Source organism: Pseudomonas sp. 39004, assembly GCF_028682155.1.
In the GTDB taxonomy this organism is placed as follows: domain Bacteria; phylum Pseudomonadota; class Gammaproteobacteria; order Pseudomonadales; family Pseudomonadaceae; genus Aquipseudomonas; species Aquipseudomonas capeferrum.
This window is the reverse complement of sequence record NZ_JANIAG010000031.1, coordinates 1-24,293: the sequence shown is the minus strand read 5'-3', so window position 1 is coordinate 24,293 and position 24,293 is coordinate 1. Positions and strand designations below refer to the sequence as shown.

Below are 24,293 nucleotides of genomic sequence, written 5' to 3'. Positions count from 1 at the left end.
CGGTCGGAAAGGGCTGCAACGCAGCCCCAAAACCTCATCACCTACTTGGCAGATGTCTGCTCAGCCAACGCCACCGCGCGGAACATCGCCCGGCGCTTGTTGATGGTTTCTTCCCATTCCAGCGCCGGCACCGAGTCCGCCACGATGCCGCCACCCGCCTGCACATGCAGTTCGCCGTCCTTGATGACCGCAGTACGGATGGCAATCGCGGTATCCATGTTGCCGTTCCAGGCAAAATAGCCCACCGCGCCACCGTAAACGCCACGCTTGACCGGCTCCAGCTCGTCGATGATCTCCATCGCACGGATCTTCGGTGCACCCGACAGGGTCCCGGCCGGCAAAATCGCGCGCAATGCGTCCATCGCGGTCAGGCCCTCGCGCAACTGCCCGGTGACGTTGGAAACGATGTGCATCACGTTGGAGTAACGCTCGATCACCATCTTCTCGGTCAGGCGCACACTGCCCGTCGACGACACACGGCCCACGTCGTTGCGGCCCAGGTCGATCAGCATCAAGTGCTCGGCGATTTCTTTCTCGTCCGACAGCAGGTCGTCTTCCAGAGCACGGTCCGCTTCCTCGGTAGCACCGCGCGGGCGGGTGCCGGCAATCGGGCGCACGGTGACCAGGTTGTCCTCGACCCGCACCAGCACTTCAGGCGAACTGCCGACCACATGGAAGTCGCCGAAATTGAAGAAGTACATGTATGGCGTCGGGTTGAAGCAGCGCAAGGCACGGTACAGGTCAATGGGCGCCGACTTGAAGTCGATCGACATGCGCTGGGACGGCACCACCTGCATGCAGTCACCCGCCAGGATGTACTCCTTGATGCGGCCAACCGCGTTTTCGTAATCCTCGCGGGTATAGCTGGAGCGGAACTCCGGCTCGGCCGCCTGCGGGCCGCTCAGGTCCAGGCCACGGCGCGGGGTGATAGGCTGGCGCAATGTCTCCAGCAACCCTGCCAGGCGGGCCTTGCCTTGTTCGAAGGCCTGTTCCTCGGCCGGGTCTACCAGCACGATGGCGTGCATCTTGCCGGCCAGGTTGTCGAACACCACCACGGCGTCGGACACCATCAGCAGGATATCCGGCACGCCCAATGGGTCCGGGTTCGGGCTTGCACCCAGACGCTTCTCCACATAGCGCACGCAGTCATAACCGAAGTAGCCAACCAAGCCGCCATTGAAACGTGGCAGGCCAGGGATATCGGCGACCTTGTAACGGTCCTTGAACGACTCGACGAAGGCCAGCGGGTCGTCGACGTCATGGCGCTCTACCTCGACGCCATCCTGCAGGATACTCACCTGATAGCCATGCACCCGCATCACGGTGCGCGATGGCAGGCCGATCATCGAGTAACGGCCCCATTTCTCCCCGCCCTGTACCGACTCGAGCAGATAGGAGTTGGGCTGATCAGCCAGTTTCAGGTAGATCGACAGCGGCGTGTCGAAGTCGGCCAGGGTTTCACAGGCCAGGGGGATACGGTTGTAGCCGGCAGCGGCCAGGCGCAGGAATTCTTCGCGGGTCATGAGTAGCCTCGTGGCAAGCAGCAATAGGGTCAGGCAAACGGACGGGCCGGCAGGCGCCGGCGGGCAGAAGTCAGGCGCGCCAACGCCAACGGGCCAGGGCCTTGATGACTTTCATCCAGAATTTGCCAGTAACCGCCACGGTGGACTCTCTGTCTTGTGAGGCTTGAAGGTCCGCCAACGTTATCCCAGTGGCCGGGTCTGCGCAACCGGGCAGCAGCGCACGCAGATCGTCGATCACAAGGTTGGGCGACTCGTCGTTGATCGGCCGGCCATGGTTGTAGCCGTAGGTCAGGCCTACGCACTGCACACCCGCGGCCTTGGCGGCCAGTACATCGCTGCGCGAATCGCCGACGAACAGCGACTGTTGCGGCGTGACGCCGGCCATCTGCATGACGAACAGCAGCGCTGCGGGGTCGGGTTTCTTTTGTGGCAGGGTGTCGCCGCCGATGATCCAGCGGAAGTAGCGGCCGATCTTCATCTGGTCCAGCAGCGGGGCAACAAAGCGCTCGGGCTTGTTGGTGATCAGCGCCATCTCCACGCCTTGCTTGCGCAACCAGCGCAAGGTGTCTTGCACGCCGGGGTAAACCACGGTCAGTTCGTGGCTTTCGGCATAGGCATCCATGAACAGCGCCAGGGCCTGGTCGGCAAGCGCATCGTCCACCGACGCGTGCTCGATACCCCCTGCCAGCGCACGGCGCACCAGCACCTGGGCACCATTACCCACCCAGTGGCGCACCGCATCAAGGCCTGCCGGCGGGCGCCCGAGTTCGAGCAGCATGCGGTCCACGGCAGCGGCCAGGTCTGGCACGGAGTCGATCAGGGTACCGTCCAGATCGAACATCACCAGCCTGGGCAGCGTCCCCGGGAACAGCTGCTCGAAGCCGCTCATGGGCGGGCCTGAGCCAGTTCGGCGCGCATCTTGGCGATGACTTCCTGGTAGTCCGGGGCATTGAAGATTGCCGAGCCGGCGACGAAGGTGTCAGCGCCAGCGGCGGCGATTTCGCGGATATTGTTGACGTTGACGCCACCGTCGATTTCCAGGCGGATATCACGGCCGCTGGCGTCGATCAGCGCACGCGCCTCACGCAGTTTGTCGAGGGTGCCGGGGATGAACTTCTGCCCGCCAAAGCCTGGGTTGACGCTCATCAGCAGGACCATGTCGACCTTGTCCATCACGTACTTCAGGGCATCCAGGCTGGTCGCCGGGTTGAACACCAGGCCGGCCTTGCAACCGCCGTCGCGGATCAGCTGCAGCGAGCGGTCGATGTGCTGGCTGGCTTCCGGGTGGAAGGTGATGTAGGTGGCACCGGCGTCGATGAAGTCACCGATGATACGGTCAACCGGGCTGACCATCAGGTGCACGTCGATCGGCGCGGTCAGGCCGTACTTGCGCAGGGCGGTGCAGACCATCGGGCCGATGGTCAGGTTGGGTACGTAGTGGTTGTCCATCACATCGAAGTGAACGATGTCGGCACCAGCGGCCAGCACCTTGTCGACGTCCTCGCCCAGGCGGGCGAAATCGGCTGAGAGAATGGAGGGGGCAATAGCGTAGGGCTGCATGGCGCACCTGTAGGGCAGAATCACGGTGGCGCGCATTGTAACTCAGGCAAACGGATAGAGGCTGATTGGTATCAATCCGTGTCGACGAGGTACTCCAGCCTGTACCGGCCTCTTCGCGGGGCAAGCCCGCATCCACAAGGCCGGTACACGCAATACAGGGATCAGCCCGGCTGCTGGGTCCTCAGCTTCTCGCTACGCCCACGCAGCCACTCCAGGGTCAGCAGCAGCACCACCGAAAACGCGATCAGCAAGGTCGCCGCCGCCGCAATCGTCGGGCTCAGATTTTCGCGAATACCACTGAACATCTGCCGTGGCAGGGTCGCCTGCTCAGGCCCAGCAAGGAACAACGTCACCACCACCTCATCGAACGACGTCGCGAAGGCAAACAGCGCCCCCGAGATCACCCCCGGCGCGATCAACGGCAGGGTCACCCGGCGGAACGCCAGCAGCGGCGAGGCACCCAGGCTGGCTGCGGCGCGCACCAGGTTGTAGTTGAAGCCCTGCAACGTCGCCGACACGGTGATGATGACGAACGGCACACCCAGTACCGCATGCACCAGAATCAGCGAGGTAAAACTGTTGCCCAGCCCCAGCGGGGCGAAAAACAGGTAACTGGCCACACCAATGATCACCACCGGCACCACCATCGGCGAGATGACCAGCGCCATCACCAGCGACTTGCCCGGGAAATCGCCCCTGGTCAGGCCGATCGCTGCCAACGTACCAAACACCATGGCCAGCACTGTGGCCGCCGGGGCGACGATGATGCTGTTCTTCAATGCCCGCATCCACTCGGCAGAGCCGAAGAAGTCCTGGTACCACTGCAGCGAAAAGCCCTGCAGCGGGTACACCAGGAAACTGCCACTGTTGAAGGACAACGGCACGATCACCAACACCGGCAAGATCAGGAACAGCAGAATCAGGCCGCAAAGAATGCGCAGGCTGTAGAACCAGACCCGCTCCACGGGTGACATGTATGGGCTCAGCATGACAAGGCTCCTCAGCTCAGGCGCAGGCGGCTGGCGCCGACCAGCCAGCTATAGATCAGGTACAGCAACACGGTCGCCAGCAGCAACAGCCCACCCAGCGCGGTCGCCATGCCCCAGTTGATGCTGGTGTTGGTATAGAACGCCACGAAATAGCTGACCATCTGGTCGTTCGGGCTGCCCAGCAATGCCGGGGTGATGTAGTAGCCGATGGCCAGGATGAACACCAGCAGGCAACCCGCGCCAACCCCGGCGTAGGTCTGCGGGAAGTACACCCGCCAGAAGCTTGCGAACGGATGGCAACCCAGCGAGATGGCCGCGCGCATGTAACTGGGCGAAATGCCCTTCATCACGCTGTACAGCGGCAGGATCATGAACGGCAGCAAGATATGCACCATGGAGATGTACACACCGGTGCGGTTGAACACCAGCTCCAGCGGTTGGTCGATAATGCCCATGGCCATCAGCGCACTGTTGATCAGGCCGCCCGACTGCAGCAGCACGATCCACGCGGCCACCCGCACCAGGATCGAGGTCCAGAACGGCAGCAGCACCAGAATCATCAGCAGGTTGCTTTGCCGGGCCGGCAGGTTGGCCAACAGGTAGGCCAGCGGGTAGGCCAGCACCAGGCAGATGGCGGTAATCACCACACCCATCCACAGGGTACGGGCAAAGATATCCAGGTAGATGGCCTGGTCGGGCGTGGCCTTGGCCAGCTCGCCGAGGTCATCGATACGGTGGTCGAGCGATGCCAGCAGGTAGAACGAGGTGACCGTGCTGGTGTTGCGGCGGATCGCCTGCCAGTAGGCCGGGTCACCCCAGCGCTCATCGAGGGCCTGCAACGCTTCTTTATAGGAGGCCGGTTCAGCCTTGAACGGCAGCGCCCGGGCGGTCTTGGTCAACAGACTACGGTAGCCGGCCAGCTCCATGTTCAACCGCTTGGAGAGGTCGCCCAGGGTCTGGTTCTTGCGCGACTCGGCCAGGTCCTGGCTCAGTGCCTTGTACACGTCTTCGCCGGGCAAACTCTTGCCGTCCCACTGGGACACCGCTTCGACGGTACGCGGCAGGCCGGCGACCACCTCTGGGTTGCCGACGCTCTTGTACAACAGCGCTGCGATCGGCACCAGAAACACCAGCAGAAGGAACAGCGCCAGCGGCGCGATCAACGCCTGCGCCTTCCAGCGGTTGACCCGCTCGGCGTGCTTGAGGCGCTGCTTGAGACTAGGACCTGCGCCTTCGTTGAGGGGCACTGCAATGGCCATGGCGAACTCCGCAAAACAGGTAGACGGGAAGCGCCAGTGCAAGCCCTGGCGCTCCGACGAGGCGCTTTACTTCTTCGCCGCCCAGGCGTTGAAGCGTTGCTCGAGCTGCTCGCTGTTGTCGGCCCAGAAGGCCACGTCGATCTGCACCTGGTTGGCGATGTTCTCAGGCGTGGTCGGCATGTCTTTCTTCACCTCGTCCGACAGCAGGCTGACGGCCTTGGCGTTGGCCGGGCCGTAGGCGATGTTCTCGGAGTAGATTTTCTGTTGCTCGGGCTGGACGCTGTAGGCGATGAATTTCTTCGCCTCTTCGGCGTTCTTGGCGCCTTTTGGAATGGCCCAGGCGTCGAAGTCGTAGATGCCGCCGTTCCACACCACCTTGAGGTTGCTCTCTTTCTGCACGGCGGCGATCCGGCCGTTGTAGGCCGAGCTCATGACCACGTCACCCGAGGCCAGGAACTGAGGCGGCTGGGCGCCGGCTTCCCACCACTGAATGCTTGGCTTGAGTTCATCGAGCTTCTTGAAGGCACGGTCCTGGCCTTCTTTGGTAGCCAGCACCGTGTACACGTCCTTGGGCGCGACGCCGTCGGCCATCAAGGCGAATTCCAGGGTGTACTTGGCGCCCTTGCGCAGGCCACGCTTGCCCGGGAACTGCTTGGTGTCCCAGAAGTCGGCCCAACTGGTAGGCGCAGTCTTGAGCTTGTCGGCGTTGTAGGCCATTACCGTGGACCAGACGAAGAAGCCTACACCGCAGGGCTGGATGGCGCCGGGGACGTAGTCGGCTTGATCACCGAACAACGCCGGGTCGAGCTCTTCGAACATGCCCTCGTCGCAACCGCGCGACAGTTCTGGCGACTCTACTTCCACCAGGTTCCAGGACACACTCTTGGTGTCGACCATGGCCTTGACCTTGGCCATTTCGCCGTTGTACTCGCCGGCGACGATCTTGCCGTTACCCGCCTTCTCCCACGGCTCGTAGAACGCTTTGGTCTGGGCGGCCTTGTTGGCGCCGCCGAAAGAGATCACGGTCAGGTCGGCCGCCATGGCCTGGCCAGCGGCGAACAGCCCCAGGGCCAGGGCGGTCAGTTTCAACTGCTTGCGCATTATTATTCTCTCCACAGTACAGGGTTGGTGAAGCAATCCATCAATGGGCTTCGGCAATCGGATCGAGCGCGCGGGCGTGCTCCACCTCCCAGCCCAGCGGTACCACATCGCCCACGGCCAAGGCCGGGTCGAGCTCGGCGATCGGCTGCTTCACGAAGAAGTCGGCCTTGCCACAGACTTCCAGGCGCACCCGTACGTGGTCGCCCAGGTAGATGAACTCGGCCACACGGCCAGAGAAACGGTTGACGCAGCTTTCACTGTGGCCATTGAGGCGCACACGTTCCGGGCGGATCGACAAGGTCACCGGCTCGCCGGCCTGGCCGACATTCACCGCCAGCGCTTCGACCCGCTCGCCACGCGCCAGCTGCACCTGGCAACGGTGGCCATCGCTGGCCAGCAAGGTGCCGTTGATGCGGTTGTTCTCGCCGATGAAATTGGCGACGAAGGTGTTGCACGGCTGTTCATAGAGGGTGCGAGGGTCGGCGATCTGCTGAATTTCGCCCTGGTGGAACACCGCCACCCGGTCAGACATGGTCAGGGCCTCGCCCTGGTCGTGGGTCACGTAGACCACGGTCACACCCAGGCGCTGGTGGATATGCTTGATCTCCATCTGCATGTGTTCGCGCAGTTGCTTGTCGAGCGCGCCCAGCGGTTCGTCCATCAGCACCAGTTGCGGCTCGAACACCAGGGCACGGGCCAGGGCCACCCGCTGCTGCTGGCCGCCCGACAACTGGCCGGGGTAGCGCTTGGCGAAGGCATCGAGCTGGACCATGCTCAGCACACGCTTCACCCGCTCGCTGATGTCGGTCTTGCTGAGGTTGCGCACGCTCAGCGGGAAGGCGAGGTTCTCGGCCACGGTCATGTGCGGGAACAGCGCGTAGTTCTGGAACACCATGCCGATGTCACGCTTGTGCGGCGGTACGTTGTTGATCGAGCGCCCGGCCAGCTGGATTTCGCCAGCGGTGGGGGTTTCGAAACCGGCCAGCATCATCAGGCTGGTGGTCTTGCCCGAGCCGGACGGGCCGAGCAAGGTGAGGAACTCGCCCTTGCGGATGTCCAGGTTGAGGTTTTTGACGATCAGCGACTCGCCGTCGTAGCTCTTCTGCACACCACGGAAGCTGACCAGCGTTTCGCTGGTTGCAGCGTTCGAATTCGCCTCGCTCATGCCTGCACCTTCTTGTTGGATGACTGCGTAGGCAAAGACTAGACAAGACGCAAGTGCCCGAAAATCGGGGGCGCTGAGAGAATGCCATCATCCAGATGGAAGATTCGTTGTAGGGATTGCCCTACAAGGATGGCGGGTTTGGAATACTCGCGCTCGGCATCACACCGCTGCCACCAGCGGGCGCGGTGCAGGCTGCGCAAAGTGCATGTCGCAATCAGACCAGCTTGTGCTCCATGGCGTACTTCACCAGTTCCGCCAGCGAGTTGACCTTGAGCTTCTGCATCAGCCGCGCCTTGTGGGTGCTGATGGTCTTGCTCGACAGCGCCAGTTGCTGGGCGATGTCATTGACGTTGGCGCCCTGGGCCAGGCGCTCGAACACCGAGAACTCACGCTCCGAGAGCAGGGTATGCAAGGGCCTGGATTCGGTCAGGCCGACCTCGAAGACCATGCGGTCGGCCAATGCCGGGTCGATGTAGCGCCCGCCCCCGGCAACCCGGCGAATGGCGGTCAACAGCAAGGCGGGGTCACTGTCCTTGGTGGCATAACCGGCGGCGCCAGCCTTCAGCGCCCGCGCCGCCATCTGCGCCTCGTCGTGCATCGACAGCATCAGGATGGCAGGGGCGTCGTTCAGGGCGCGGATGCGCGGGATGGCCTCCAGGCCGTTGACGCCCGGCATCGATATATCCAGCAACACCACTTCACAGGGGGTATGGCGCAAGGCTTCGAGCAACTGCTCGCCGTTGCCGGCCTCGCCCGCCACTTGCATGTCCTTGGCCAGGCCAATCAATTGCTTGATGCCTTCACGGACAATGGTGTGGTCTTCTGCCACCAGCACTCGAATCACGATCGGTCTCCTACTCCAACGGAATGGCCACGCTCAGGCTGGTGCCCTCGCCCGGTTCACTGTCCAGCGTCATGCTGCCACCCAGCATCAGCACCCGTTCGCGCACGCCCACCAGGCCGAACGAGGTGGGCCGGGTCTGGTCGCGGCAAAAACCGCTGCCGTCGTCGCTGACGGTCATGCGCAACTGCCCATGCTCACGCACCAGTTCGATCTCCACGCTGTGCGCCTGCGCGTGGCGCATGACGTTGGTCAGCGCCTCCTGCAGGATACGAAACAGCCCGGTGGCCTTGGCATCACTCAATGCTGGCAGATTATCCGGTACCTGCACCAGGCAGGGGATTTGTGTACGCGCCTCGAAACGCCGCGCCTGCCATTCGATGGCCGAGGCGATGCCGGCATCGAGAATCGGCGGGCGCAGTGCCGTGGCCACGTCGCGCACCAGCTGGAACAGCTGGGCGATCAGGCGCTTCATGCTCGACAAGCGCTCGTTCAGCCCTGGGTCGAGTTCGGCAAAGGCCAGTTCACACATCGAGACCTCAAGCTTGAGCACGGTCAGCATCTGCCCCAGCTCATCGTGCACCTCACGGGCGATACGGGCCTTTTCTTCCTCGCGCACGCTTTCCAGGTGGGCCGACAACTCGCGCAGCTGCTCCTGCGAGCGCGCAAGCGCCAGCTCTGCCCGCTTGCCCTGGGTGATGTCCCAGACGATACCGTCCCACACCACCCGGCCATCGGCCAGGCGCCGGGTACTGGCCTTGATGTCGGCCCAACGCTGTTCACCCTGGCGCGTCAGGATACGCCCCTGCCATGACCAGTCCTGGTTGCTGGCCAGGGCCAGGTCCTGCACCCGGTGATAGTCGCTGCGGTCTTCGGGGTGCACCAGATTGCGCAGGCCCATCTGCGGGTGCTGGATTTCGGCGGGTGCATAACCGACCAATGCCTCGCTGCCTTCGCTGATGTAGGGGAACTCCAGGTCGCCCTCGGCCGGGTCACGCTCCAGCCGAAACACCAGCCCCGGCACGTTGCCAGCGATGCCCTTGAGGCGCGCTTCGCTTTCGCGCAGCGCGGCCAGCGCGCGGTGGCGCTCGGTGACATCGGCGATATACACCACCAGGTACTCGGCGTCGCGAAAGCGCAGAAAACTCAACGACAGCTCCACCGGCAGCAAGCTGCGGTCCGCGCGCAGGCAGCGGGTCTCGAACTGCCCCACACCGCCGCCGCCCGCTCGCGCGCCCCGCCATAGTTCCAGCCAGCGGTCCATGTTCAGGTTGGGCTCGAAGTCGATCAGCGGGCGCTCCAGCAACTCACCTTGCCCGTAGCCCAGCATGCGCTCTGCGGCATGGTTGGCGTAACGCACATGGCTGTCCCAGTTGACCCACAGGATACCCACGGTGCTCTGGTCGATGGCGAACTGGCTCAGGCGCAACGCCTCTTCACGTACCTGGCGCTCGGCCAGGTTCTCGCGCGTTGCCAGCAGGCTGCGTTCCAGCTGGCGCTGTTGCCGGCGCTGCCAGGTCAACGTGGCCAGCGCGCACAGCAGCAACAGGCCGAACAGCAAGGCGAGGTTCTGCCAAAAGCCGGCCGACTCACTCAAACGTGGGTACTTGGGTTGCAGCCAGCGCTGGTGAAGTTGCTCCAGCGCCTTGGCCGGGATGGCCTGCAAGCCCCGTTCGAGCACGTCGGCCAACAGCGGCCAGTCACGCCGCGAGCCCACCCGCAGCAGTTGCGGCAAGCCGATATCGCCGACCACCGCCAGCTCGCCGAACTCGCTCTCGCGCGACAGCCGGCTGAGCTGGGCTTCATCGAGCACCGCGTAGCTGGCCTGGCCACCCACGATCAACTGCAGCGCCTCGCGCTCGTTGGGCACGCCTTGCAGGTTGAGGTTGCCGTAGTTGCTACGCAGGTAATCCGCCAACGGGCTGGGCATGCGCACGGCGACGCGCTGGTCGGGTTCGAGCTTTTCCAGCTCCACCGCCATGGCGCCCGTGCGCGGGCCGACCACCAGTTGCGGCACGCGCATGTACGGGTCGCTGAACAGCCATAGCCGCAGGCTCGCCGGGGTCTGGGTAAGGCCGGGGGCGAAGTCGATTTCGCCGGCATGCAAAGCGTGTTCGAGGCTGGCCTGATCGGCGAAGTTGCGCCAGGTCAGGTCCAGCCTCAGCGCCTGGGCCAACGCGTTCACCAGTTCGACATTGGCCCCGTAAAGTTGCTGCAGACGGCGGTCGAACTGCGCATACGGCGCCTGCAACACCAGGCCGACCCGCAGGCTGCGATGCGCCTCCAGCCACTGCTGCTGCGCGGGTTCAAGGGCCACGCTCGGCACTGCCTCGGGCCTTGCCAGCGCGATCAAGGGTAGCCACAAGCAGCCGATAACCAACAGGCGACGCATTCGCTTCATCTACACGCTCGTCTTGGCAAGGGCGGCCATGCAGCATGGCCGTCACGGGCAAATACTATTAGGCTGCCGGTATCATTCTGGCCTTGGGTTGACGCATGTCCACACTTTATCGCACGACGCTGGCACTGTGCTGCCTCGCCTCGATCCTTCCGCTCGGCGCCATGGCCGCCGACGCTGAAAAACCTTCCACCGCCACCGAAGCCGCGCCCGTCGAGGCCACCCGGCCACCCCTGCTGGAACGCAGCCAGGAAGACGCCCAGGCCCTGGAGCGCCTGGTGCCCAAGGCCGAGCAGCAAACCCTGCAGGCAGGCGCCGAGCGCTTTCTGGCACTGTGGAAACCGGCCAACAGCAACGACCCGCAAGGTGCGGTGATCATCGTGCCCGGTGCCGGTGAGACGGCTGACTGGCCGAACGCCGTCGGCCCGCTGCGGCGCAAGTTCCCCGACGTCGGCTGGCACAGCCTGAGCGTAAGTTTGCCCGACCTGCTCGCCGACAGCCCGCAGGCGCGGGTTGAAGCCAAGCCCACCGAAGCGCCGGCCAACGACAACGGCGAAAGTGCGCCAGCCAAGGACACCCCGACCGATGCCAACGCCAACGTCGCCCAGGCAACAGCCGCCGATGCCGATGCCGCAGAAAGCACCGACGCCGAGCAGGCCAGCGAGCAGAACGACCCTGCCGATGCCGAACGCATCTTCGCCCGCCTCGACGCTGCGGTGGCCTACGCGCAACAGCATGACGCGCGCAGCATCGTGCTGATCGGCCATGGCAGTGGCGCGTATTGGGCGGCCCGCTACCTGAGCGAGAAGCAACCCGCACAGGTGCAGAAACTGGTGATGGTCGCCGCGCAGACGCCGGCACGGGTGGAACATGACCTGGAAAGCCTGGCCCCCACTCTCAAGGTGCCGACCGCCGACCTGTATTACGCCACCCGCACCGGTGATCGCCGTGCTGCAGTATTGCGCCTGCAGGCCAGCAAGCGGCAGAAGGACAGCCAGTACCGGCAGTTGTCGCTGATTGCCATGCCCGGTAACAAGGCCGCTGAACAGGAGCAATTGTTCCGCCGGGTGCGCGGGTGGCTGAACCCGCAAGACTGATTACAAGCCGCCGGGGGCCGTAGTGCGGCCCTCGGCTGTTGACTACAACCCCCGCCGCTTGCGAATCAGCCCATACGCCTGATGCAACTCACGGGTCCGTTCGGTCGCCTCGCGCACCTGGGCTTCCGTAGCGCCGCTACCCGCGAGTTTGTCCGGGTGATGCCGGCTGATCAGCCGGCGATAGGCCTGCTTGACCTTGTCGCCCTCGGTATCAGCCTCGACCGCCAACATTCGCAAGGCCGCCGCATAGGTCATGGTGCCACCGTCCAGCCCTGCCTTGCGCGGCTCGTACTCCAGCGACATGGCTTGCACCTGGCGCCGGCTCAAACCCAGCTTCTGCCCCCAATCCAACAGCATCTCGCGCTCTTTGCTACCAACCTTGCCATCGGCCCAGACCATGCGCCAACAGGCACGCAAGGTCCCTTCTGCAGCATGCGGCTGCTGGCGGATACGGCGCAGATGGCCGGCCAACCGGTCCTTGCCGGCCTTGCCACGGTTGAACGCGTTAATGGCCCGCAGCCGGGCCGCCTCAGCCAGGTCCAGGCGTACCATCTCTTGGCGCGCCTGCTGGATATGCTGCTCGGCCACCCGCCCATCGCATTTGGCCAACCTGCCGAGCAGCACGAACAGCAACTCCTCGTCGCGTAGGGCCGGGCGCCCGCCCAGGCGCTCGCGCATGTCCTCCCAGCCACGCACCCGCAGGCGCCGGTCCATGGCCTGCCCGAGCAGAGCGCCGAGCAAGGCGCCGGGGATGCTGGCGACGGCAAAACCGGCGCCGGCACCAATCACCGTGCTAGGCCACCACATCTCAGGCGCGCTCGCCGATCAGGCGCTCGGCCTGGGCCAAGCGCTCCAGCGTGCCGACATCGACCCAATCGCCACGGTAGTGCTCGCCCGTGACCTTGCCATCCGCCATAGCCTGGCGCAGCAAAGGCGCCAGCTTGAAAGCCCCCGGCTGGCAACCCTCGAACAACGCGGGGTCAAGCACCGAGAGGCCACTGAAGGTCAAGGTACCCGGCGCTTCATCGCCATCCAGCACTTGCGCGCCAGCCAGGCGGAAGTCGCCACGGTCGTGATGCCCTGGGTTGTCTACCAGCACCAGGTGCGCCAGGCCCGCAAGCGGCGCCTGCAGGCGGGTGAAGTCGTAGTCGGTCCAGACGTCACCGTTGACCAGCAGGAACGGCGCCGCGCCCAGCAACGGCAGTGCCTTGAAGATCCCGCCACCGGTTTCCAGCGGTTCGCCCTCAGGCGAATAGCGGATGCTCAGGCCGAAACGGCTGCCATCACCCAGGTGGTCCTCGATCTGCTGGCCCAGCCAGGCATGGTTGATCACCACCTCGGTAACACCGGCTGCCGCCAGGGCGCGCAGGTGGTACTCGATCAGCGGCTGGCCTGCTACCGGCACCAGTGGCTTAGGCGTGTGCAGGGTCAAGGGGCGCATGCGCTCGCCCTTGCCCGCTGCCAGGATCATCGCTTTCATGCCTGTGCTCCGGCCTTGAGTTCGGCAATCAGCTCGCCCAGCTCCGCCAATTCGGGGCGGCGACCGATCACTTCATCTATATAGGCGAAGAATCGCGGGACGTCCGCCAGGTAGCGCGGCTTGCCATCGCGGTGGCAGATGCGGGCGAAGATGCCGATCACCTTGAGGTGACGCTGCACCCCCATCAGGTCGCTGGCGCGCTGAAATGCCTCGAAATCGGCTTGCACGGGAATACCGGCAGCCTGCGCTTTTTGCCAGTAGTCGCGCAGCCAGCCGTCTACCCGAGCCTGCGGCCAGCTGAGGAAGGCATCCTTGAACAGGCAGGTGATGTCGTAGGTGACCGGGCCGTAGACTGCGTCCTGGAAGTCCAGCACGCCTGGGTTTGGCGTGCTGTGCATCAGGTTGCGCGGCATGTAGTCGCGGTGCACCAGCACCTTGGGCTGGGCCAGGGCACTGTCGATCAGCGCCTGGCTGACACGTTGCCAGGCAGCCTTCTGACCCTCGCTGAAGGCCAGGCCAAGCTCTCGCCCGACGTACCACTCGGGGAACAGTTCGACTTCCCGGCGCAGCAGGGCATCGTCGTAGCTCGGCAGTGGCGCGTCCATCGGCAGGCGCTGGAACGCCAGCAGCGCATCGATGGCATCACTGAACAGGCCATCGGCATTCTGGCCATCGATGATGTCCAGGTAGGTCTGGTGGCCCAGATCGCCCAGCAGCAGGAAACCGCGCTCCAGGTCCTGGGCATGGATCACCGGCACGTGCACGCCGGCACTGGCCAGCAGGTGATCGATGGCGACGAACGGTCGGCAGTTTTCCTGCGGCGGGGGGGCATCCATGATCACGAAACTATGGCCTGCGCCCTGCCAGCGGAAGTAGCGGCGGAAGCTCGCATCGCTGCTGGCGGCAGTCAGGCTGCCTGCTGGCACTTCGCCCCAGGCGTTGTTTTGGAAAATAGTGTTGAGCTGCTCATCGAGCCAGACAGTCAGTTGTTGCAAGCGTACATCGTGATCAGGCATTACAAGGGTCTCCGACGGCCCTAGCCGTCAAGCGGGTCATGCTTTATTATCCAGCATCTTTTTCAGACCATCGAGAGGCGTGCGGCCCCACACGCGGGCAGATGGCACGCAGGAAGCCCGGACTAATAAGATGGCATTGAAATCCCCCGCGTTTCGTAGAAAGTTTCCGTTGCTGGTCACCGGCGGTTTGCTGGCCCTGCAACCTCTGGCCACGTCGTACGTCGTGGCAGCCGAACAGTTCGACTGCCAAGTGTCCGCCTCCGGTGGTTGGGACTGCAAGCCCAAGGCGCCTGTCAACAACCTTCCGCCGCGTCCGGTGCACGAGGGTGCTGCCCTCAGTTCCGGTACCGAAGCCCAGGCAGGCGAAGCCGAAACCGCGGACAAGCCGATGCTGGTCACCGAGGCCAAGGGCCGTGGCCTGAAGTCGCGCAGCGAAGACTACAGCCACCTCGACTGGGTCCCGCGTGACAAGCTTACCGCCGCCCAGCTGGCCGAAACCGGCCCGTACTGCGGTGGCGCGTACATCGAGCCGACCCGCCCTGGCATGGCCGACACCACGCCCAAGGACGAGTCGCCGACCTACATCAATGCCAAGGTGTCCAAGTACCAGCAGGAGCAGCAGATCGCTACCCTCGCCGGTAACGTGGTGATGCGCCAGGGCAGCATGCAGGCCGAGGCCGACGAGGCCAACCTCTACCAGACCGAGAACCGTGGCGAGCTCAAGGGCAACGTCAAGATCCGTGACAACGGCTCGCTGGTGGTCGGTGACGAGGCGCAGATCCAGCTCGACACGGGCGAAGCCCAGGTCGACAACGCCGAATACGTGATGCACAAGTCGCATATCCGCGGCAACGCCCTGTACGCCAAGCGTGGCGAAAACGCCATCATCCGTCTCAAGGACGGTACGTACACCACCTGCGAACCGGGCAGCAACGCCTGGCAGCTGAAGGGCAACAACATCACCCTGAACCCGGCCACCGGTTTCGGCACGGCGACCAACGTCACCCTGCGGGTCAAGGATTTCCCGGTGTTCTACACACCGTACATCTACTTCCCGATCGACGACCGTCGCCAGTCCGGCTTCCTGCCGCCCTCGTTCAGCAGCAGCAGCGACACCGGCTTCATGCTGGTCACCCCGTACTACTTCAACCTGGCGCCCAACTATGACGCCACGTTGTACCCGCGCTACATGACCAAGCGCGGCCTGCTGATGGAAGGTGAGTTCCGTTACCTGACCCCGTCCAGCGAAGGCCAGTTCGGCGGCGCGTACCTGAACGACAAGAACGACGACCGTAAAGACCAGACTGACTACAAAGAACAGCGCTGGATGGTCAACTGGCAGCACAAGGGTGGCCTGGACGAGCGCCTGATGGCCGAGGTGGACTACACCGACATCAGCGACCCGTTCTACTTCCAGGACCTCGAATCCGACCAGATCGGCGTAGAGACCCAGGACCTGCTCAACCAGCAGGGCGCCCTGACCTACCGTGGCGACAGCTACACCGCGCGGTTGAACGTGCATGCCTACGAGATGGCGACCATCTCGCAGATCACGCCGTATGACCGCCTGCCGCAGATCACCTTCAACGGTAAGCTGCCGTTCGAGCCGGGTGGGCTGAACCTTGCTTATGAGACTGAAGCGGTTCGCTTTGATCGTGACCTGAAAGACGACCTGGTATTCAACAAGGACGGCGTGCCAGACACGACAGCAGGCGTTGTAAGGGACCCGATTACCGGGCAAGTGCTGGGCGGCCGACGGCTTGACCAGAACATTGCCGGTATTGCCCGTGCCAACGGCACACGTCTGAACTTCGCACCATCGATCAGCCTGCCGATGGAAGCCAGCTACGGCTACCTGACGCCGAAACTGAAGTACGCCTACACCCATTACGATCTCGACCTGGACAGCAAAGGCAAGGCCGACGCTATCAGGCTGCAGGCAGCTGATCCGGTAGCTTATGGCAGCTACAGCGGCACGGTGAACCGTGACGTGCCAATCTTCAGCGTGGACAGCGGGTTGTATTTCGACCGCAACACCTCGATGTTCGGCACAAATTACAAGCAAACCCTCGAACCGCGCCTGTTCTACCTCTACGTCCCGTACAAGGACCAGAAGGACATCCCGCTGTTCGACTCGGGTGAAACGCTGTTCAGCTACGACTCGCTGTTCCGCGACAACCGCTTCAGCGGCACCGACCGCATCGGCGACGAGAACAAACTGTCGCTGGGCGTGACCACACGCTGGATCGAGGACGACGGCTTCGAGCGGCAGAGCTTCAGCATCGGCCAGGCCTACTACTTCAAGGATCGCAAGGTCCAGTTGCCGGGTATCAACTACAAGACCCGCGCCGACTCGCAGGCCGACGTTTCGCCGTACGCCCTGGTGTACAACTATGCGTTCAACCGCGACTGGCGCTTCAATTCGGACTTCAACTGGGACCCGGACAGCCGCAGCACCCGCTCGGGCAGCGCGATGTTCCACTACCAGCCTGAAGACAACCCGAACAAGGTGGTCAACCTCGGTTATCGCTACCGCAACGACACCATCTCCTACGACTCCCAGACCGGTACCTGGAAAGTGGGCGGCGGCGACTACGGTGTGCCAGGCAGCGAGAACTACATCAAGGACTACTACAAGATCCAGCAGCATGACTTCTCGGTCATCTGGCCGATCGTTCCGCAGTGGAGCGTCATCGCTCGCTGGCAGCATGACTACAACCGCAACCGCACCCTGGAAGCCATGGGCGGTTTCGAGTATGACAACTGCTGCTGGAAGCTGCGCCTGATCAACCGTTACTGGATCGACTACGACGACTTCAGCCAAGCCCTTCCAGCGAACGAAAAAGGCGACCACGGTATCTTCCTGCAGATCGTGCTGAAAGGCCTCGGTGGTGTAGTGGGCAACAAGGTCGAATCTTTCCTCGACGAAGGCATTCAAGGTTACCGTACACGTGAAGACCAAGCTTATTGATCGTCTGCGCCCAGTGTTGCTGGGCGCCGCTTTGCTGAGTGGCGCGGTGCATGCCGCGGTACAACCCCTGGACCGCGTGGTGGCCATCGTCGACAACGACGTGGTCATGCAGAGCCAACTGGACCAGCGCGTCCACGAAGTTCAGCAAACCATCGCCAAACGTGGCGCCGGCGCGCCACCGACCAGCGCCCTGGAACAACAGGTGCTCGAGCGTTTGATCGTCGAAAACCTGCAACTGCAGATCGGCGAGCGTTCCGGCATCCGCATCACCGATGAGGAGCTGAACCAGGCCATCGGCACCATTGCCCAGCGCAACGGCATGTCGCTGGACCAGTTCCGCGCGGCCCTGGCCCATGACGGTCTGTCGTTCGACGACGCTCGCGAGCAGGTCAAGCGCGAGATGATCATCAGCCGCGTGCGCCAGCGCCGTGTGGCCGAGCGCATTCAGGTTTCCGAGCAGGAAGTGAAAAACTTCCTCAACTCGGACCTGGGCAAGATGCAGCTCTCCGAAGAGTACCGCCTGGCCAACATCCTTATCCCGACCCCGGAAAGCGCCAACTCCGACGCCATCCAGGCGGCCGCCCGCCAGGCCGGCGATGTCTACCAGCAGCTCAAGCAAGGCGCGGACTTCGGCCAACTGGCCATCGCCCGTTCCGCCAGCGAGAACGCCCTGGAAGGCGGCGAGATGGGCTGGCGTAAAGCCGGCCAGTTGCCACCTGACTTCGCCAAGATGCTCAGCAACATGGCCACTGGCGATGTCACCCAGCCAATCCGTATCCCCAACGGCTTCATCATCCTCAAACTGGAAGAGAAGCGTGGTGGCAGCGAGAACGTGCTGCGTGACGAAGTGCATGTACGCCACATCCTGATCAAGCCGAGCGAAATCCGCAGCGACGCAGCCACCGAGCAACTGGCCGAGCGCCTGTACGACCGCATCAAGAACGGCGAAGACTTCGGCGAGCTGGCGAAGAGCTTCTCGGAAGACCCGGGTTCGGCGCTTAACGGCGGCGACCTCAACTGGGTCGACCCGAACAGCCTGGTGCCCGAGTTCCGTGAGCAGATGGCCAACGCAGCCCAGGGCGAAGTCACCAAACCGTTCAAGACCCAGTACGGCTGGCACGTCCTGGAAGTGCTGGGCCGCCGCGCCACCGACAGCACCGAACAGGCGCGCGAACAGCAGGCATTGAACGTGCTGCGCAACCGCAAGTACGACGAAGAGCTGCAGACCTGGCTGCGCCAGATCCGCGACGAGGCCTACGTTGAAATCAAGCTGCCTGGCGCCGACCAGGCTGCACAGTGAAGCCCCTGCGCTTCGCCGTCACCCCCGGTGAACCAGCCGGCATAGGTCCCGACCTGTGCCTGCTGCTCGCCGCAGACGCCCAGCCCCACCCCCTGATCGCCATCACCAGCCGTGACCTGCTCGCCGAGCGGGCCACGCAGCTGGGGCTGGCTGTCAACCTGCTGCCGGTGGCGCCGGACCACTGGCCCGACCAGCCAGCGCCTGCGGGCAGCCTGTATGTCTGGGATACCCCCCTGGCCACCGCCGTGACGGCAGGCCAGCTGGACAAGGCCAATGCCGCCTTCGTCCTGCAAACCTTGACCCGCGCAGGCACTGGCTGCCTGGACGGGCATTTCGCCGGGATGATCACCGCCCCTGTGCACAAGGGCGTGATCAACGAGAGCGGCATTGCCTTTTCCGGGCATACCGAGTTCCTCGCCGAGCTGACCCACACCGCGCAAGTGGTGATGATGCTGGCGACCCGCGGCCTGCGCGTGGCACTGGTGACCACTCACCTGCCGCTGCGCGAGATTGCCGACGCGATCACCGCTGAACGCGTCGAGCGTGTCACCCGCATCCTGCACGCCGACATGCGCGACAAGTTCGGCATTGCCAACCCTCGCATCCTGGTCTGCGGCCTCAACCCGCACGCCGGAGAAGGCGGCCATCTGGGCCGCGAAGAAATCGACATCATCGAACCGACACTGGCCCGCCTGCGTACCGAAGGCATGGACCTGCGCGGACCGCTGCCGGCCGATACCCTGTTTACCCCCAAATATCTGGAGCACTGCGACGCAGTGCTGGCGATGTACCACGACCAGGGCCTGCCCGTACTCAAGTACAAAGGCTTCGGCGCCGCCGTCAATGTGACGCTGGGCCTGCCGATCATCCGCACGTCGGTCGACCACGGCACCGCCCTGGACCTGGCCGGCACCGGCAAGGTTGATACCGGCAGCCTGCGGGTTGCCCTGGAAACCGCCTACCAGATGGCCGAGAACCGACCATGAACGAGCAATACCAACACCGGGCGCGCAAGCGCTTCGGTCAGAACTTCCTGCACGACGCCGGCATCATCGACCGCATCCTGCGCGCCATCCACGCCAAGGCGGGTGAACACCTGCTGGAAATCGGCCCGGGCCAGGGCGCCCTCACCGAGGGCCTGCTGGGCAGCGGCGCACAGCTGGACGTGGTGGAACTGGACAAGGACCTGGTGCCGATCCTGCAGCACAAGTTCGCCGGCCGTGACAACTTCCGCCTGCACCAGGGCGACGCCCTGAAGTTCGACTTCAACCAGCTCGGCGTGCCACCGCGCAGCCTCAAGGTTGTCGGCAACCTGCCCTACAACATTTCCACCCCACTGATCTTCCACCTGCTCAGCCACGCCGGGCTGATCCGCGACATGCACTTCATGCTGCAGAAGGAAGTGGTCGAACGCATGGCCGCAGGCCCGGGTGGCGGTGACTGGGGCCGCCTGTCGATCATGGTGCAGTACCACTGCCGGGTCGAACACCTGTTCAACGTCGGCCCTGGCGCGTTCAACCCGCCGCCAAAGGTGGACTCGGCCATCGTGCGCCTGGTGCCACACGAAGTGCTGCCGTTCCCGGCCAAGGACCACCTGCTGCTGGAGCGCGTCGTTCGCGAGGCCTTCAACCAGCGTCGCAAGACACTGCGCAACACCCTTAAAGGCCTGCTCGACAGCCAGGCGATCGAAGCCGCAGGCGTTGACGGCAGCCTGAGGCCTGAGCAACTGGACCTGGCGGCCTTCGTGCGCCTGGCAGACCAGTTGGCTGACCAACAAGCCTGATAGCGCCTGCACCGGCCTCTTCGCGGTTCACCCGTGATGAGGCTGGCACCGCCCCACCCCTGCTGACATGCCTGCCCGCGACCACACCGCTGGCCCTCCCCCCCGCCAATGGCCTAGACTGCATTATTGCGTCAGTTCGCCCAAGGTCTTTGCATGTCCGATCCCCGCTATCAGATCGACGTCAGCGTCGTGACCCGCTACCTCAAAGAACAATCCGACCCCGAAAACAGTCGTTTCGCTTTCGCCTACACCATTACCGTGCAGAACAACGGCTCAGTCACGGCCAAGTTGCTGTCCCGACACTGGCTGATCACCAACGGTGATGGCGAAGTCGAGGAAGTGCGCGGCGCCGGTGTGGTCGGCCAGCAACCGAACATCGACCCGGGCCAGAGCCATACCTACAGCAGTGGCGCGGTCATCAGCACCCGCGTCGGCACCATGCAGGGCAGCTACCAGATGTTCGCCGAAGACGGTAAACGCTTCGATGCCCAGATCGCGCCCTTCCGCCTGGCGGTACCCGGAGCCCTGCACTGATGGCGACTTACGCCGTCGGTGACCTGCAAGGCTGCCTGCAACCGCTTAAATGCCTGCTCGAACGCGTGCGCTTCAACCCCGCCGTCGACCGCCTCTGGTTGGTCGGCGACCTGGTCAACCGCGGCCCCGAGTCGCTCGAAACCCTGCGCTTCCTTTACTCGATCCGTGACTCGCTGGTGTGTGTGCTGGGCAACCATGACCTGCACCTGCTGGCCGCCTGGCACAACGTCGAACGCCTGAAAAAGAGTGACACCCTGGGCGCAATCCTCGAAGCGCCAGACGCCGACCTGCTGTTCGACTGGCTGCGTCGGCAAAAGCTGCTGCATTACGACGAGCCCCGCGGTATCGCCATGGTACATGCCGGCATACCGCCACAGTGGACCCTGGGCCGAGCCCTTGAGCTTGCCGCCGAAGTCGAGGAAGTGCTGCGGGACGACGGGCGCCTCAAGCTCTACCTCGATGGCATGTACGGCAACGAGCCGAACAAGTGGAGCAAGAACCTCACCGGCATCGAGCGCCTGCGGGTGATCACCAACTACCTCACGCGCATGCGCTTCTGCACCCCCGAGGGCAAGCTCGACCTCAAGAGCAAGGAAGGCCTGGGCACAGCCCCCAAAGGCTACAAGCCCTGGTTTGCGCACAAGGACCGCCGCTCGCGGCATGTGAAGGTCATCTTCGGCCACTGGGCCGCCCTTGAAGGGCGCGTCGACGAGCCCGGCATCATCGCCCTGGACACCGGTTGCGTGTGGGGTGGTGCCATGACCCTCTATAACGTCGACAGTGGTGAATACCATCGCTGTGACTGCGCCGACGACGGCACCGTACGCAAGCCGGCACAACCCACTAGACTCAACGATCAGCCCTGAAGGAAACCGTACCCATGAGCGAATTCAAGCGCATCCCTCCCGAGCAGGCCCTGGCCCTGCGCGCGCAAGGTGCGGTAGTGGTCGATATTCGCGACCCACAGGCCTTTGCCGCCGGCCACATCAGCGGCGCCACCCACCTGGATAACCATTCGGTCGCCGATTTCATCCGCAATGCCGACCTCGATGCACCGACCCTGGTGGTCTGCTACCACGGCAATTCCAGCCAGAGCGCCGCCGCCTACCTGGCCGGCCAGGGCTTCTCGGAGGTGTACAGCGTCGATGGCGGCTTTGAGCTGTGGCGCGCCACCTACCCGGACGAGACCGCCCAAGGCTCTGCTGAATAATTTTTTCATTTTTACTGCAGCCCGCGCCCCATGCGGGCTTGCGGCTCACCTGACGAACGGTCGCGAGCAACTTCTCGGCCTCGCGCCCTTGACCTTGCGTATTACCAACTATCCTTAAGCCCAGGCCATCCAAAAAAGGGGAGAGCCGGTACACCGGCGTGCGGGTCATCGGTAGCGTTTCAAGGGTGTTCTGGGGGGTATACAGCAATCGGCGAACCCGGTTGCATGCCAGCATCAGCTGACTGATCCGGCGTCGTCTCCACGTATCGAGCGAGGTGACGTCATGAGCATTTTTAGCCACTTCCAACAACGTTTCGAGTCCACCCGCCAGGAAGAACTTTCGCTGCAGGAGTACCTCGAGCTGTGCAAGCAGGATCGCAGCGCCTACGCTTCGGCGGCAGAACGGCTGTTGCTGGCCATCGGCGAACCGGAGCTTGTCGACACCTCCAACAATTCCAGGCTTTCACGGATCTTCTCGAACAAGGTCATTCGGCGCTATCCGGCCTTTGAAGACTTCCATGGCATGGAAGAATGCATCGACCAGATCGTTTCGTACTTCCGCCACGCGGCGCAGGGCCTGGAAGAGAAGAAGCAAATCCTTTACCTGCTGGGCCCGGTAGGCGGCGGCAAGTCGTCGCTGGCCGAGAAGCTCAAGCAACTGATGGAGAAGGTGCCCTTCTACGCCATCAAGGGCTCGCCTGTATTCGAATCACCACTGGGTTTGTTCAACGCCACCGAAGATGGGGCCATTCTCGAGGAAGAGTTTGGGATCCCACGGCGCTACCTGAACACCATCATGTCGCCCTGGGCCACCAAGCGCCTGCAGGAGTTCGGCGGCGATATCTCCAAGTTCAAGGTGGTCAAACTCTACCCCTCGATCCTTAACCAGATCGCCATCGCCAAGACCGAACCCGGCGATGAGAACAACCAGGACATCTCTGCCCTGGTGGGCAAGGTGGACATCCGCAAACTCGAGGAATACCCACAGAACGACGCCGACGCCTACAGCTATTCGGGTGCGCTGTGCCGGGCCAACCAGGGCCTGATGGAATTCGTCGAGATGTTCAAGGCGCCGATCAAGGTCCTGCACCCCCTGCTCACGGCGACCCAGGAAGGTAACTACAACAGTACCGAAGGGCTGGGGGCGATCCCCTATACCGGCATCCTGCTGGCCCACTCCAACGAATCGGAGTGGCACACCTTCCGCAACAACAAGAACAACGAAGCGTTCATCGACCGGATCTACATCGTCAAGGTGCCCTACTGCCTGCGCGTCAGTGACGAAATCAAGATCTACGACAAACTGCTGGTCAACAGCTCGCTGGCCAAGGCCCATTGCGCGCCCGACACACTCAAGATGCTGGCCCAGTTCACCGTGCTCTCGCGCCTCAAGGAGCCCGAGAACTCCAACATCTATTCGAAGATGCGCGTCTACGACGGTGAAAACCTCAAGGACACCGATCCAAAGGCCAAGTCGATCCAGGAATACCGGGACTCGGCAGGCGTCGACGAGGGCATGAACGGCCTGTCGACGCGCTTCGCCTTCAAGATCCTGTCCAAGGTCTTCAACTTCGACCCGCACGAGATCGCGGCCAACCCGGTTCACCTGCTGTATGTGCTCGAACAGCAGATCGAACAGGAACAGTTCCCGGCCGAAGTGCGCGAACGCTACCTGCGCTACCTGAAGGAATACCTGGCGCCGCGCTACATCGAGTTCATCGGCAAGGAAATCCAGACCGCCTACCTCGAGTCTTACAGCGAATACGGCCAGAACATCTTCGACCGCTACGTGCTGTACGCCGACTTCTGGATTCAGGACCAGGAATACCGCGACCCGGAAACCGGCGAGATCCTCAACCGTATTGCCCTCAACGAAGAACTGGAGAAGATCGAGAAGCCTGCCGGCATCAGCAACCCGAAAGACTTCCGCAACGAGATCGTCAACTTCGTACTGCGCGCACGCGCCAACAACAACGGCAAGAACCCGAGCTGGCTGAGCTATGAAAAACTGCGGGTGGTGATCGAGAAGAAAATGTTCTCCAACACCGAAGACCTGCTGCCGGTCA

21 protein-coding genes are annotated in these 24,293 nt (G+C 63.4%); 9 read left to right on the top strand and 12 right to left on the bottom strand.

Annotation, left to right across the window (positions count from 1 at the left end; all coding sequences use genetic code 11):
* Positions 1–41: 41 nt before the first annotated feature.
* The 9 genes from trpE to NP534_RS08010 form a co-directional block, all read right to left on the bottom strand.
* Positions 42–1,523 (bottom strand): anthranilate synthase component I, encoded by a 1,482-nt coding sequence (trpE, locus tag NP534_RS08050; RefSeq protein WP_274098387.1) that lies wholly within the window; start codon positions 1,521–1,523, stop codon positions 42–44.
* Positions 1,524–1,593: 70 nt separating this feature from the next.
* Positions 1,594–2,412, bottom strand: coding sequence for a phosphoglycolate phosphatase (locus NP534_RS08045; RefSeq protein ID WP_047583858.1), 819 nt, complete (start codon positions 2,410–2,412; stop codon positions 1,594–1,596).
* Positions 2,409–3,083: a ribulose-phosphate 3-epimerase gene (rpe, locus tag NP534_RS08040; RefSeq protein ID WP_274098386.1), complete on the bottom strand. Its 675-nt coding sequence runs from the start codon at positions 3,081–3,083 to the stop codon at positions 2,409–2,411. Before rpe ends, NP534_RS08045 begins: the two co-directional genes overlap by 4 nt.
* Before the next feature lie 161 nt (positions 3,084–3,244).
* A complete protein-coding gene (locus NP534_RS08035; protein WP_033703035.1) occupies positions 3,245–4,072 on the bottom strand; it encodes an ABC transporter permease in 828 nt (275 codons plus the stop codon).
* 11 nt (positions 4,073–4,083) lie between these two features.
* On the bottom strand, positions 4,084–5,331 hold the full coding sequence (locus NP534_RS08030) for an ABC transporter permease (protein WP_274098385.1): 1,248 nt from the start codon (positions 5,329–5,331) through the stop codon (positions 4,084–4,086).
* Positions 5,332–5,397: 66 nt separating this feature from the next.
* Positions 5,398–6,432: an ABC transporter substrate-binding protein gene (locus NP534_RS08025; RefSeq protein ID WP_274098384.1), complete on the bottom strand. Its 1,035-nt coding sequence runs from the start codon at positions 6,430–6,432 to the stop codon at positions 5,398–5,400.
* Positions 6,433–6,472: 40 nt separating this feature from the next.
* Positions 6,473–7,597 (bottom strand): ABC transporter ATP-binding protein, encoded by a 1,125-nt coding sequence (locus NP534_RS08020; RefSeq protein ID WP_033703038.1) that lies wholly within the window; start codon positions 7,595–7,597, stop codon positions 6,473–6,475.
* 214 nt (positions 7,598–7,811) lie between these two features.
* The gene (locus NP534_RS08015) at positions 7,812–8,444 is read right to left on the bottom strand and encodes a response regulator (protein WP_177326514.1); all 633 of its coding nucleotides are present in this window, start codon (positions 8,442–8,444) and stop codon (positions 7,812–7,814) included.
* Between the two features lie 7 nt (positions 8,445–8,451).
* Positions 8,452–10,839: a PAS domain-containing sensor histidine kinase gene (locus NP534_RS08010; RefSeq protein WP_274098383.1), complete on the bottom strand. Its 2,388-nt coding sequence runs from the start codon at positions 10,837–10,839 to the stop codon at positions 8,452–8,454.
* Positions 10,840–10,934: 95 nt separating this feature from the next.
* On the opposite strand from NP534_RS08010, the gene NP534_RS08005 reads away from it, so the two are divergent.
* Entirely contained in the window at positions 10,935–11,933 is a 999-nt protein-coding gene (locus NP534_RS08005) for an alpha/beta hydrolase family protein (protein ID WP_274098382.1), read from the top strand.
* A gap of 42 nt (positions 11,934–11,975) precedes the next feature.
* Here the strand turns inward: NP534_RS08005 and NP534_RS08000 are convergent, their stop codons facing one another.
* Genes NP534_RS08000 through NP534_RS07990 form a run of 3 tightly spaced genes read right to left on the bottom strand, consistent with a single transcriptional unit; the run spans position 11,976 to position 14,429 of the window.
* Entirely contained in the window at positions 11,976–12,740 is a 765-nt protein-coding gene (locus tag NP534_RS08000; RefSeq protein WP_274098381.1) for a TerB family tellurite resistance protein, read from the bottom strand.
* A 1-nt stretch (position 12,741) separates the two neighbouring features.
* Entirely contained in the window at positions 12,742–13,413 is a 672-nt protein-coding gene (gene murU, locus NP534_RS07995; RefSeq protein WP_274098380.1) for an N-acetylmuramate alpha-1-phosphate uridylyltransferase MurU, read from the bottom strand.
* Positions 13,410–14,429, bottom strand: coding sequence for an aminoglycoside phosphotransferase family protein (locus NP534_RS07990; protein ID WP_274098379.1), 1,020 nt, complete (start codon positions 14,427–14,429; stop codon positions 13,410–13,412). The genes murU and NP534_RS07990 overlap by 4 nt, the downstream gene beginning before the upstream one ends.
* A gap of 130 nt (positions 14,430–14,559) precedes the next feature.
* Between NP534_RS07990 and NP534_RS07985 the strand changes: the two genes are divergently transcribed.
* The 8 genes from NP534_RS07985 to NP534_RS07950 all read left to right on the top strand — a co-directional run.
* The gene (locus NP534_RS07985; protein WP_033703047.1) at positions 14,560–17,400 is read left to right on the top strand and encodes an LPS-assembly protein LptD; all 2,841 of its coding nucleotides are present in this window, start codon (positions 14,560–14,562) and stop codon (positions 17,398–17,400) included.
* Positions 17,381–18,700, top strand: coding sequence for a peptidylprolyl isomerase SurA (surA, locus tag NP534_RS07980; RefSeq protein WP_033703048.1), 1,320 nt, complete (start codon positions 17,381–17,383; stop codon positions 18,698–18,700). Before NP534_RS07985 ends, surA begins: the two co-directional genes overlap by 20 nt.
* The gene (gene pdxA / locus NP534_RS07975) at positions 18,697–19,686 is read left to right on the top strand and encodes a 4-hydroxythreonine-4-phosphate dehydrogenase PdxA (protein WP_033703049.1); all 990 of its coding nucleotides are present in this window, start codon (positions 18,697–18,699) and stop codon (positions 19,684–19,686) included. Before surA ends, pdxA begins: the two co-directional genes overlap by 4 nt.
* A complete protein-coding gene (rsmA, locus tag NP534_RS07970; protein ID WP_033703051.1) occupies positions 19,683–20,483 on the top strand; it encodes a 16S rRNA (adenine(1518)-N(6)/adenine(1519)-N(6))-dimethyltransferase RsmA in 801 nt (266 codons plus the stop codon). The genes pdxA and rsmA overlap by 4 nt, the downstream gene beginning before the upstream one ends.
* Positions 20,484–20,636: 153 nt before the next feature.
* A complete protein-coding gene (gene apaG, locus NP534_RS07965) occupies positions 20,637–21,017 on the top strand; it encodes a Co2+/Mg2+ efflux protein ApaG (RefSeq protein WP_033703052.1) in 381 nt (126 codons plus the stop codon).
* Entirely contained in the window at positions 21,017–21,883 is an 867-nt protein-coding gene (locus tag NP534_RS07960; RefSeq protein WP_274098378.1) for a symmetrical bis(5'-nucleosyl)-tetraphosphatase, read from the top strand. The genes apaG and NP534_RS07960 overlap by 1 nt, the downstream gene beginning before the upstream one ends.
* A gap of 14 nt (positions 21,884–21,897) precedes the next feature.
* Positions 21,898–22,227, top strand: coding sequence for a thiosulfate sulfurtransferase GlpE (glpE, locus tag NP534_RS07955; protein WP_274098377.1), 330 nt, complete (start codon positions 21,898–21,900; stop codon positions 22,225–22,227).
* 283 nt (positions 22,228–22,510) lie between these two features.
* Positions 22,511–24,293: PrkA family serine protein kinase (locus tag NP534_RS07950; RefSeq protein ID WP_274098376.1), on the top strand; the 1,783-nt coding region annotated here is incomplete at its 3' end.